The sequence below is a fragment of the Salinigranum marinum genome (genome assembly GCF_024228675.1).
Lineage (GTDB): Archaea > Halobacteriota > Halobacteria > Halobacteriales > Haloferacaceae > Salinigranum > Salinigranum marinum.
On the sequence record NZ_CP100461.1, the window covers coordinates 3,392,458 to 3,404,790 of the forward strand.

9 protein-coding genes are annotated in these 12,333 nt (G+C 62.5%); 6 read left to right on the top strand and 3 right to left on the bottom strand.

All coding sequences use genetic code 11. From position 1 onward, the window contains the following. Positions 1–12: 12 nt before the first annotated feature. The gene (gene cofH, locus NKJ07_RS16915) at positions 13–1,377 is read right to left on the bottom strand and encodes a 7,8-didemethyl-8-hydroxy-5-deazariboflavin synthase subunit CofH (RefSeq protein WP_318567960.1); all 1,365 of its coding nucleotides are present in this window, start codon (positions 1,375–1,377) and stop codon (positions 13–15) included. A 90-nt stretch (positions 1,378–1,467) separates the two neighbouring features. Then, complete coding sequence (locus tag NKJ07_RS16920; RefSeq protein ID WP_318567961.1) at positions 1,468–2,967, bottom strand: tripartite tricarboxylate transporter permease; 1,500 nt, start codon at positions 2,965–2,967, stop codon at positions 1,468–1,470. 321 nt (positions 2,968–3,288) lie between these two features. Here NKJ07_RS16920 and NKJ07_RS16925 point away from each other — a divergent pair, with 321 nt between their 5' ends. From NKJ07_RS16925 to NKJ07_RS16945, 5 genes are all read left to right on the top strand, one after another. Beyond that, complete coding sequence (locus NKJ07_RS16925; protein WP_318567962.1) at positions 3,289–4,635, top strand: M20/M25/M40 family metallo-hydrolase; 1,347 nt, start codon at positions 3,289–3,291, stop codon at positions 4,633–4,635. Positions 4,636–4,983: 348 nt separating this feature from the next. After that, positions 4,984–7,224 (top strand): xanthine dehydrogenase family protein molybdopterin-binding subunit, encoded by a 2,241-nt coding sequence (locus tag NKJ07_RS16930; RefSeq protein WP_318567963.1) that lies wholly within the window; start codon positions 4,984–4,986, stop codon positions 7,222–7,224. 13 nt (positions 7,225–7,237) lie between these two features. Further along, positions 7,238–8,110 (top strand): FAD binding domain-containing protein, encoded by an 873-nt coding sequence (locus NKJ07_RS16935; protein WP_318567964.1) that lies wholly within the window; start codon positions 7,238–7,240, stop codon positions 8,108–8,110. Beyond that, positions 8,107–8,592, top strand: coding sequence for a (2Fe-2S)-binding protein (locus tag NKJ07_RS16940; protein WP_318567965.1), 486 nt, complete (start codon positions 8,107–8,109; stop codon positions 8,590–8,592). The genes NKJ07_RS16935 and NKJ07_RS16940 overlap by 4 nt, the downstream gene beginning before the upstream one ends. A 197-nt stretch (positions 8,593–8,789) precedes the next feature. Then, positions 8,790–9,242: an SRPBCC family protein gene (locus tag NKJ07_RS16945; protein ID WP_318567966.1), complete on the top strand. Its 453-nt coding sequence runs from the start codon at positions 8,790–8,792 to the stop codon at positions 9,240–9,242. Positions 9,243–9,424: 182 nt separating this feature from the next. Here the strand turns inward: NKJ07_RS16945 and NKJ07_RS16950 are convergent, their stop codons facing one another. Beyond that, positions 9,425–10,888 (bottom strand): amidohydrolase family protein, encoded by a 1,464-nt coding sequence (locus tag NKJ07_RS16950; RefSeq protein ID WP_318567967.1) that lies wholly within the window; start codon positions 10,886–10,888, stop codon positions 9,425–9,427. 283 nt (positions 10,889–11,171) lie between these two features. On the opposite strand from NKJ07_RS16950, the gene NKJ07_RS16955 reads away from it, so the two are divergent. Further along, a complete protein-coding gene (locus NKJ07_RS16955) occupies positions 11,172–12,305 on the top strand; it encodes a Bug family tripartite tricarboxylate transporter substrate binding protein (protein WP_318567968.1) in 1,134 nt (377 codons plus the stop codon). The last annotated feature ends 28 nt before the right edge of the window (positions 12,306–12,333 follow it).

Genomic DNA, 12,333 nt, shown 5'->3' on the forward strand with positions numbered 1-12,333 from the left:
TAGTCACGTCGACTAGAGCGGTTCGTCGAGCAACGACGTTCCGTCGGCCTGTGGACCGAGCGTCGGCCCACAGGGCGGTTCCTCGTCGACGACGCGTCGCATCTCGTAGTCGGTCGATCGTTCCACCGGAGTCCGACCGATCGAACGGATCATCTCGACGTAGTCGTCGAAAGATCGGAACTCCCCGTGACCGCCGCCGGCTCGTTTGGTTATCTCCTCGGAGAGGACGGTGCCCATGAAGTCGTCCGCACCACACGACAACAGCTTCAGCCCTCGCTCGTCGCCGTACTTCACCCACGACGACTGGATGTGCTCGACGTTGTCGAGGAACAGCCGAGAGACCGCGATCATCAGTTCGTCCTCTGCGTGCGAGGCCCCACCGTCGACGAGGCCACGCTCGTACAGCGGCGTCGTCTGATGAACGAACGACAGCGGAACGAACTCGGTGATGTTTCCGGTCCGGTCTTGGAGATCTCGGATCCGCTTGAGATGGATCACCCGGTGCATCTCGTTTTCCACGTGACCGTACATGATCGTCGCAGTCATCGGCAATCCGACGCTGGCCACGGCACGCATCGCGTCGAGCCACTCACCGGTGTCGATCTTGCCGGGACAGATGACCTCACGCACCTCGTCGACGAGGATCTCGGCCGCGGTGCCGGGAACGCTCGCGAGTCCGGCCTGTTTGAGCCGCCGATAGACCTCCTCGTACGACCACTCAGTGCCGCGACGGGCATGATACGCCTCTTCCGGAGTCATCGAGTGCAGATGCGCACCGTCCGCACTCATTGCTCGCATCTGTTCGAGGTAGGTCCCCGGGTCGGTGTCGTACGCTGCCGGTGGTTTGTAGTTGACGTCGCTCGCAGGGTTCTCGTAGCTCAGCAGTATCTCGTGGTGTTCGGCGTCAAGCGCGAAGGCGGGATGAAGTCCCGACACCGAGGTCACCTCGTAGATGCCACGCGCGAGCGCGTCCCGGACGATCCGTCGTGACTCCGCGGGGGGTTTGGTGAATCCACCGTGGTCGGTGTCGGCCGATCGCTCGAAGCTCGCGGCGGTGTCCTTGAAGTTGCAGAATAGACAGCCCGTGTTACACGCGGTGGTGACGTTGTTGTTGAGGTTCGCGACGAACGTCACCTCGTCACCGACACGCTCGGCGCGTCGGCGGTCGGCGGCCTCCAACACCGACTCTTTGCGATGGGGGTCGATCCCCTCCCGGTCGGTCCCGGTCGTGAGGAGTTCGACACCGTCGTCGACAGTGAGTCGATCGCCGTTACGGGCTTTCGAGAGAGCGTTCTCGAACGACTGGTCCGTCTCCGGCGTCAACTCGAACCGGAAAGCCGTCTCAGAGACAGACGAACCCAGCGCTCCGTGTTCCATACCGTGAAGTGACGACTTGCGTTACTAAAGCTTGCCGTGCTTGCGACGATCGCCGGCGAGCCCAGACGGGCCGTGTGCGCGGCCAGGTGGTCATCGATCGGTGAGGAGATGCTTCCAGTCGGAGACGAGGTCCGAGACGGCGTACAGGAGCGCCAGGACGATCGAGACGACCAAGACGATCGAGACGATGTCGCTGACGAAGATGCCCCAGGAGCCGTCCGAGAGCTGCATCGATTGCGCGTACGAGGTTTCGGCGATCGGCCCGAGGACGATCCCGATTAGAAGCGACACGCGCGAGATCGAGTACTGGATCATCAGGTAGCCGAGCACACCGAAGACTGCCGCCAGAACGACGTCAGCGAACAGGAGCCTGACGATGTACGCACCCAACAGCGACACGAGGATGATCGGCGGTGCGATGACTCCGACGTCCATCGTCGTGATCCGTGAAATCTGCCCCGCGATGGAGATCCCGATGAGGGACGTGACGAGGTTCGAGATGATGAGCGCGAAGATCATGACGAAGATCAGATCCAGGTTCTCGTCGAGTAACCGTGGGCCCGGGACCAACCCGTGGACGATGAGCGCACCCAAGATGACGGCCCAGACCGCACTCCCCGGAATGCCGAACGCGATCGTGGGAATCATGGCACCACCGTCTTTCGCGTCGTTCGCGCTTTCGGACGCGATCAATCCCCGGATATCACCCTTCCCGAACTTCTCGTTGTTCTCTGCGGACTGGGAGGCGTTCATGTACGAGACGAAGTTCGCCACGGTCCCACCGACCGCGGGAACGAGTCCGATGAACGTGCCGATCAACGACGACTTGATGAGTAGCACCGGGTGCCCGAACACCTCTTTGATGCCGGCTATGATGCTCCCGCCGCTTTCGGCGGCTTCGTGCGTGATCGAGCGGTCCTCTGCGAGCAGGCGGAGGAGTTCGCCGATCGCGAACACGCCGATGATGACAGGGATGAGTGGGACGCCGTCGAGGAGGTACGGGAGATCGTACGTGTATCGGATCCCTCCGACGACCGGGTTCTGACCGACGAACGACAGCATCAGCCCCAGTCCCCCAGCGATCAGCCCGTTGATGAGCGGTCCCCGGGTCACGACCGCGAGGACGACCAGTCCGAACACGGCCATGAGAAAGAACTCCGGCGACCCGAACAGGCGGAGCATCGGTCGGACGACCGGGAGGGACACGACAAGGAACGCGACGCCCACCAGCGCACCGATGGCGCTCGAGGCCGCGCTCGCGCCGATCGCGACATTCGCTTTCCCTTGTTTCGCCAAGGGGTGCCCGTCGAGGATCGTGGCCGCGTTCGGGGCGGTGCCGGGGACGTTTATCAGAATCGCCGAGAGCGACCCGCCGAACGTCGCGCCACCCTGCGCGGAGACCATCACCGCAAACGCCAAGAACGGGTCCATGTTGAACGTCAAGGGGATCAGCAACGCGATGGCTGTCGCCCCTCCTAACCCGGGGAGAGCACCGAACGCGAGTCCCATGACGGTCCCGAACAGGACGAAAAGGAGGATAGTCGGATCGAGGAACAGTTTGAACGCCGATACAGCCACGTCAACTATCATGAGCGCCCGAACAGTAGCGACAAACATAACTCTAATGCCTTGCTGGCGGACGAGATTCAACCGAACAGACACAGATGGTTGACACAATCCAACTCAGCCATCTATTTGTGGCGAAGCGGTCACTTCTATTCCGACGGTGCCAGACAGCGCACGTCCGCACGGGAGCGAAAGCGAGAGCGAGGTCCATTCAGTGACCGAGTCGAGTTTTGCGGTGTCGGTTGGTCCTCGACCGTCCGGTGATCGTTCAGCGATCGTCCCAGTAGGGACACAAAATCCACGGAAACACGGGATTTTATTACAGTTCTCGTATGATGTGAGCCGATGACTAGCACGGTTACCGAGTCCGAGTGGCGGAGCGTCTGTGAGTATATCGACGAGACCACGGAGGAGTTAGTCGAGTTCCTGTTGAAGTTCGCGAACAAACAGAGCCCGAGCGGCCACGAGCGGGATGCAAGCGACTTCCTCGCCGAGTGGATGGACCAGCGGTTCGGCGCCCGCCAGCAGTTCCTCTCGGAGCACCGTGCGAACGTGGTTGGTTCCATCGGAGGCCACGATCCGGCGGCGGGCCACTCGTTGATATACAACGCGCACATCGACACCGCGTTCGGTAACGAGTCCAAAGACGAGTGGATTACCGCTGAACCCCACCGCGTCTACTACGAATCGTGGCGGGATGGCGACCACCTGTACGGCGACGACATCGCGAACGACAAGGGCCCGATGAGCGCGTTTCTGTGGGCCGCACTGGCTATCGGCGAGAGCGGGATCGAGCTCGGTGAGGAACTCCACCTCACGGCGGTCGCCGGCGAGATCCAGTCGTCGCCGGTCGACGAGTTTCAGGGACCCGAGTTCTTCGGGACTGGGTTCGGGACGCGCCACCTACTCACTCAGGGGGGGATCACGGGGGAGTACGCCGTCGTTGCCGAGACAACGGACTACGCGATCGGACGGATGGAGTGCGGGCTCGCACAGTTCAAGCTCGTCTTCACTGACGACGTCGAATACTGGCCCCGCCTCGAGTATCCGTCGGGGGACGAGAGCGAGAACCAGGGCGAAGACGGAGGCCACAACGGGACGTTCCCTGGGGCGCTCCACGACGCGTGTCGTGCTGTCCTCCTCTTGGACGAATGGGCGGCCGACTACCGGCAGACGAACAGCCAAGATTTCGGCCATGGGGTGAACAGACCGAGTGCCGGCGTGGGAGGGATGCGCTCTGGCGTTCCGTACAGTCCAGGACACGCGCCGGGGAAAGCAGCAGTGTATCTCACGGTGTTCCTCCCCCCGAACAGACGGCCGGAGTTCGTTCGCGACGAGGTCCGTGAACTACTCACGAACGCCGGGTTCGAGCCCGACATCGAACTGTACAACTTCGGCAGGGGCTACGTCGCGGACGACCAGGCCGTCGCCCCCCTCGTGGACACGATCGACGCGGCACACGGGACCGTTCGAGGAGACGCGACGCCTCTGCCCGATTCGGCAGTCGTCAGCATGTGGCGGGACATCAACCTGTTCAACGAAGTCGGCGTTCCCGCGGTGACGTTCGGCCCGGCCAGGACGACCGAGGAGTATTCGGGGACGAAACACCGCTGTATGCACGTCGACGATCTCGCGGCGGCGGCGAAGCTCTACGCGTACGTCGCGCTGGAGATGTGCGGCACGGCCGAGTGACGAACGCGAATTGAACGACCGGAACCAGCGGTCGAATCGATCCGGTCTGCGCGCTGGACACGGCGGGCGGGGGGCTGATCAGACGCCAGAGATACCACAACGTCCGCTCGGTCTCACGCGATTCGGTCGCCGGTGTATGGCGAGCACCGGTAGCCGTGAACCCGTCCTGAACGACGGCCACCCGTGACACTTGACGACCGGCGGTGGTATGATGAAACCCCGCGTCTGGGCGGCTCCACGATCGCCGACCCGGCCTTGCCGGAGGCCCCGTATAATATATATCTGCGGAGTCTCCCGAGGTATATGAGCGGTCAACAAGCCGAGCCGACTCGACCCCAAACGGACGGTATGCGGGTCGGAGAGAGTACGAAACGGAAGGACGGGGGGAGAAAAGTAGCAGGTCTCGCCGAATACCCGTCTGATGTCGATGACGGAGAACGACTCCACGCTGCGGTCCTCCGGTCGAACGTCAGCCACGGCCGTCTCGTCGAGTTCCGTGCGGAAGGCGCCCGCAGCATGCCGGAGGTTGAGGCCGTTGTCAGCCGTGAGGAGTTGCTCGGCGGCTTCGATCCACTCATCAGACACCACGGAGATGTCGTCGCCGCGATCGCCGCGAAAACGCCGGAGGCGGCCGCGGAAGCGATCAGACGGATCGAGTACCGTGTCGAGCGGCTCGATCCGATACACGACCCCGAAACGGCGTTCGACGAGGAAGCGCCACAGCTACACCAATCGGACACCGGGTTCAGCAAGTTCGGTCGCCGACACGCCGTCAACGTGGAGAACCCTGCCTACGCACGGAACGTCGACGACTACCACAGGCTGGAACTCGGCGACGTCGACGCAGGCTTCGAAGCCGCCAGCTTCGTTCACGAGGGGGAGTACCGGACGCCGAGAGTCGCCCACTGTAACCTCGACACGCACTTCTGTCTCGCTACTTGGAACCAGGGGACACTCGAACTGTTCGAGACTATCGGCGCCCCGCGGGCCGCGGAGCGAAAACTGTCGAAGCTTCTGGACGTGGACGAGGAGCGGATCAGCGTCGATACGCCGGCGACGTCGGGGTCGAGTTTCGGCGGTCGATCCCTCCCGAAGCTCACGGTAGAACCGGTCGCGGCGACACTCGCAAAGGTGACCGAGCGACCCGTTCAGCTACAGTTCGACAGGGAAGAGGAGTTCGTTGTCGGAGAGTCGAGGCACTGGACCCGATGTCGAATCAAGACAGGCGTCTCCGCCGAGGGGAAGCTCGAGGCTCTCGAGATCGAGATGCTAGCCGACACCGGTGGCTATCCGAACGGGGTCGGCCATATCGTGCTCACGAACAGTATGGAGCGGCCGCTCGACCTGTACGACGTCTCGAACTACCGGTTCGAGGGAGTTTCGGTGTACACGAACAACCCGCCAGCGGGGGAGTACCGAGGGATTGGAGTGACACAGATGACCTTCGCGCTTGAGTCACACGTCGACGAAGTCGCCCGGGAGATCGGCATGGCTCCAGACCAGTTCCGACGGCAGAACTTCGTCTCCGAAGGAGACGAACGCCCACACACCGGCGTCCCGATCGAGAGCTGCGGCCTCGAAGAGTGTCTGGCTCGTGGAATGAAGACGTTCAGCCACGCTCGAGAGGGGTCCTCGACGGACCGGGACGTCCTCCGGGGAACCGGGATCGCGGCGGGTGCTCACACGACGGGGTCAGGTTCCGCCGACAAGGAGTCGTCCGAGGCACGGATCCAACTCGACGAGACGGGCCGGTTCACCGTGGAGACACCCGCGGTTGATCTCGGTCAAGGGTCGGATACGGTGCTCACACAGATCGTCGCCGAGGGGTTGAACGTGCCACCTGCTCGGATTCACAGTGAGCGGTTTTCACCGGATGCGGCGTTCGACGACGACCTGGGATCGGTCGCGTCTCGTACCACGTACGTGATCGGGATGGCCGCCCTGAAGACGGCCAAATCGATGAGGGCCCTCCTGGAAGAACGGGCCGCCGTCGAGCTCGGGGTAGAGCCACGCTCCGTCCAGTTGCAGGACGACGTGGTGGTTTCGGCGACCGGTGCGTCGATTCCGCTGACGGAAGTGGTCCGACGAGCGGAGGACGACCGGCTGGTCGCACGCGAGCGGGTGACCACAGCGCACACACCGCCGGGTTATGGGATCCACTTCGCAGCGGTCGAAGTCGACAGGCGGACCGGTGCCGTAGACGTTCTCACCTACGTCGCCGCACAGGACGTCGGATTCGCGATCAATCCGAAGCTGGTCGAGGGCCAGCTAGAGGGGGCGGTCTCTCACGGCATCGAGTTCGCGCTCTCGTCGGAACTCCGGATCGAACAGGGAGTCCCGAAGAACGCAAACCTCGCCGACTATCCCGTCATCTCCCCCTGGGAGATGCCCGACACGCTCGCCTGTGAACTGATCGAGTCGAACGAGCGTACCGGGCCCTTCGGTGCGAAGGGAGTCGGAACACCGTCGCTGCCACCCGTCGCACCGGCCATCCTGAACGCTATCCGTGACGCGACCGGCATTCGGTTCACGGAGCCACCGGTCGACAGCGAAGCCATCTACTTCGGGATAAACGACGTTTCAAATTAGAGGCTGACACATAATGAGCTCATCACCAACGGAGTACGAACGTCCGACCACGCTCGAAGAGGTGTACGCCCTGCTGGCGCGCGACGCCGACGTGAAACTGACCGCGGGGGGCCAGTCGCTGAGTCTGTTGCTGCGGGAGGGGCTGGTCGATCCGGACGTTGTCGTCGACATCTCCGACACGGCAGAACTAACCGGCGTGTCCAGAGCCGGCGAAACCCTCCGCATCGGTGCGGCGACCACGTACGCGGCCGTTCGCGACCACGAAATCGCCGAGATGTACGAGGAACTCGGCGCGGCGATCGACTTGATCGCCGATCCACAGGTGCGAAACCTCGGGACGCTCGGCGGGGCAGTGAGCCACGCCGATCCGGCACTGGACATCATCGCCCCGCTCCTCTGTCTGGACGCCAGCGTGCAGATCGGGGGGATCGACGGCAGGCGAACGGTCCGCTTAAGTGACTTCTTCAGCGGCTTCATGCAGACTGAGCTACGGGACAGCGAACTGGTTGAGGCGATCGAAGTGGAACACCCACAGCCCGGTCGTGGGAGCTACCGGAAGCACTCGAAAATAAAGGGTGGCTGGGCGATCGTAGGCGTCGCCGCCCGTGTGTCTCTCTCGGACGACGGAGAGTCGGTCAACACCGCACACATCGCACTCACTGCGGTCGACGACAGTGCCGTGCGGATCCCGGCCGCCGAAGCGACGTTGATCGGGCATCCCCCGTCCGAAGAACGAATCGATCTCGCGGCTGAGACGGTCCGAGAGGAGATCGATCCCGTCAGCGACGTCTCCGGGAGCGAACGGTACAAGCGGATGCTGAGCGAAGAGCTGACCCGCCGGACGCTGACCGACATCGTCGACGAACTCAGGAGCGACACCCGATGAAGATCCAATTCGAGCTAGACGGTGAACGGGTCGAAGCTGACGTTTCACCAACGACCCCGCTCCGTGACGTCCTTCGCGAGGAGTTCGACAAGACCGGCGTGAAATCCGGCTGTTCGTCAGGTCGGTGTGGCGTCTGCACGGTCCTGCTGGACGGACGGGCGGTGAAGTCCTGTCTCGTCATCTCTGGGAAGGTCGACGGCGCCGAGGTAACGACGATCGAAGGGGTCGGAGACGAAGACGACCCCCACCCTGTTCAGGAGGCGTTCGTCGATCAGTTCGCCTCACAGTGTGGCTACTGCACACCTGGATTCGTCATGGCTGCCGTCGAGTACGTCGACTCGCCGAGGCGGGACAGCATGTCGACGCGCGATGCGATCAAGGGGAACGTCTGCCGCTGTACCGGGTACGCGAAGATCGTCGATGCCATCGAAGCCGTGACCAGGGACGACACCGACACCCATCCCGACGCCGATAGGCTCTAAACGGACGTGTCGGCCAGAGCCACGACGCGAGTCGTCACGACCGCGATCGAGGGTCCACGAAGGGATCAGCACTGACCCGTGGCCCGGACGAGAGGCAGTGGCGTTCGAATCTTGACGGCGACGAGCCGGGTGTCAGCTCACCACCCAGAACAGCCTGTACCGGCGGGTTATATATTCCACCTCCGAGGATACCGGGCATGGAGTTCGAAGGCGAGGTCGAGATCGAGACCACGAAGACCGACCTGTGGCGGCTGATTTCAGACCCCGAAGCGCTAGTCACGTGTGTGCCTGGAGCAAAAGAGGTCCACAAGCAGTCGGCGACCAGGTACACGGGCCTCATCGAGCGCGGGGTTGCGGGCGTCACGATCACGTTGGACGGCGAAGTAGAGATCGTCGAACTGAACGAGCCGACCTCCATGCGGGCCATCGCGAGTGGCACGGACTCGAAGACGAACAGCCAGATGGACGCGCAGGCAGAGATGGACCTCAGGGACGACGGCGACGAGCTGACCCTTCAGTACGGTGTGACTGTGGAGTTCACGGGGAAACTAGCCACTCTCGGCTCCCGTCTCGTCAAACGCAAAGTCAAGTCCGACATCGACACCTACTTCGAGAACGTCAGAGAGCACGCTGAAGACCACTCGTCGTAGACCGTTCGATCCGAACGAGTAGCGGACCGCACCTCCGCGATGCCGAGTCGGCAAATCCGTCCGAGTCGTGTGCTCACCTGATGAACGCAACAGCGCTTCATGGGATCGGTTGACTACCGGGCTACTCGGGAAGCCGGACCCCGATGGATGACTGGCGGACCCTCACGATCCCGAGAGAGCACTCACTCGGCGGGTGTGATGTCGATGTCGTAGGGTCGGCTCTCGGCACGGTACTCCTCGAGTCCCGCGCGGTCGATGACCCGCTCGGCGGACGCAGCGGCGGCCGGTCGCAGGTCGGGGAACTCGTCGTCGAGCCCGGCCATCCGGCCGTGTTCCAGAACGACTTCGCCGTTACAGATCACGGTTTCGACCTCGAACCCCTGTGCCTGATACACGAGCGCCGAGACGACGTCGTGGTGATGAGGGGTGAGGTGGGGGTAGTCGAGATCCATCACGACGATATCCGCCAGTTTCCCCGGTTCGATCGACCCGAGATCCTCTTCGCGGCCGATCGCCCGTGCGTTGTCGATCGTTGCCATCTCCAGCGCCTTCCGGGCCGTCGTCGCACCGGGATCCTCGTAGCTCGCCTTGTGGATCAACGCACCGTACCGGAGGTCGTTGATCATGTTGACCGTGTTACTCGCGCTCGTATTGTCGGTTCCGAGTCCGACGGTCACCCCGTAGCGGAGCATCGTCGGGACGGGAGCAAATCCCCGACCGATGTAGAGATTCGTCAACGGGTTGTGCGCGACCCGTGTGTCCGTCTCCGAAAGGATCCGGATGTCTCGTTCACTCAGGTGAATACAGTGCCCCAACAGGGTCCGCTCGCCGAGATATCCCACGTTTCGCAGGTGCTCGACGCTGGTCAGATACCCCTCGTCCTCCTGTGGGGCCTGTGAGACGTGGGTCGTCGTCATCACGTCGTACTTGTCGGCGAGTTCATAGGCCCCACGGAACCCCTCCTTGGTCGTCGACCATGTGATGTACGGTGTCGGCCAGATCGACTGCCGACCGTCCGCAGTCCCGTGATACGATCGGATGAGGTCCTCGATGTTCGAGAGTGCCTCGTCCGTATCTTTGACCGTCGTCTCGATCGGAACGTGGTTGACCGACGGCGCCCTTGACGTGACCGACTCGACCGAATCCAAGAACGCCTGACTCGGGAGCCGATCCCTGAACGCCTGGGCGTAGACGTTCCGGATCCCGGCCGTCTCGTACACGTCCAGTTTCGCCTCGATGACCTCGTCGCTGTACCCCGATCCGGTCGCGACGGCGTTCTCGACGAACGTGGTGATTCCAGAGCGGACGGCTTCGGTGCAGTAGAGGGCCGATCCGAGCGCGTGATCGTCGGGTTCCATCGCGCCGACGCCGGGGATCTTGACGTTGTAGAGCCAGTCGTCACGGTCGCTACAGACGCCCCGGAGCAGGATGTCCGAGACGTGGACGTGAGACGTGATGAGGCCGGGGAAGACGAGCTTGCCCGCGGCGTCGACTATCCGGTCGGTGTCGGTTCGGTCGACGACCTCGTCGGTCTCGCCGACGGCCTCGATCCGAGCGTCCGTGATCGCGATCGCCCCGTCGGGAATCACCTCAAACGTCTCGTTGACAGTCAGTACGATGCCGTTCTTAACTAACAGATCTGCCATCTAATGGTCATCTCTGTCCATAACTATTTAATTCGTTCTCTGACATTCCCAAATATTGCCACTCTTCACACGGCACGGAGACAAACGAACACCTCGTGGTTTGCGGTGTCGTCCCTGCCCGAGCTGTTGTATCGATGTCCGAGCGAGAAATAACGACAGATATGCCGAGAAAATTCGAACTATGTTATATACGTTTGTTGATTCCGTCTTAATCTCACCGTCTCTCATCTAAATCCCGCCGCTGACCCAAGTTTTAAATTAGATACGTGACCACATACCAGGCGTGAAGGAAGCAAAGTCCAGACGGAAGTTCCTGCGGAGCATGGGTCTCCTCGGCACTGTGGGTGTGGCTGGCCTCGCCGGTTGCAGCGGCAGTGGTGACGGTGGTAGTGGTGACGGCGGGAGTGGCGGAAGCAGTGATGATTCCGATAGTGGCGGGAGCAGTGGTGGCAGCGGCAGTACCGAGAGCAGTGGCGATGGCGACAGCGATGCCTCCTGGCCGAGTTCCGGCCAGGAACTGAGCGCCTGGGTGCCGTTTTCCACGGGCGGTGGCTACGACTGGTACGTCCGTAACACGTCGGAACTCATCGAAGAGACCCTCCCGAACGACCCGACGATCGTCGTTGAGAACGTGACCGGTGGGACGGGAATGAACGCCGCGAACAGGCTCTGGAACGCTGAGCCCGACGGGAGTACGTTCCTGTTGCGGATCGTCTCCTCGAACGTGATTCAGGAGATCGTCCAACCCGACGCAGCCCAGTTCAGTAACACGGAGTTCGTCAACGCGTGTACGATCGCGGAGACAAAGATCGGGTTCGCGCAGAACCAGAACATCGATCCCATCACCGACTGGGAGACGTTCGCCGACACCGTCACGTCCACGCGGGTCGGGACACCCGGCGCGACGAACACCGCGACGATCATCGCGATCGTCCTCGGCGACCAGACTGGTGCATGGAATCGTGAGGACCTCGACTTCGTGCACTACGGCGGCACGAACGAGCTGATGGCCGCGATGGATCGAGGGGAGGTCGACATCGGAACGACGACCGCTTCGTCGATCACGGGCTTCGTCGAACCGGACGGGATACAGCAGCTGATGTCGGTCTCGAACCAGCCGGTGTCCGACGAGGATACGGCGCTGACGGAATGGGAGACGCCATTCGATGGCGAGGAGGTCGTCGCGCCGTTCGCGCTCGCCCGACCCTACTCCTTCCCGCCGGGAACGCCCGACAGCATCGTCGATACGTTCGTCACGGCGGTCGAAGAGGCGCTCCAGACGGAGGAAATGCAACAGCGCGCCGAGGACGCCAACCGTAACTTGACCTTTCGGGGGCGGGAAGCGACCGAACAGATCGTCTCGGACAACGTCGAGCTGTGGTCACAGTACGAAGACCTGCTGAGCGAACTCTACTGAGGGCCTCATGACCGATCACAGAGACCGG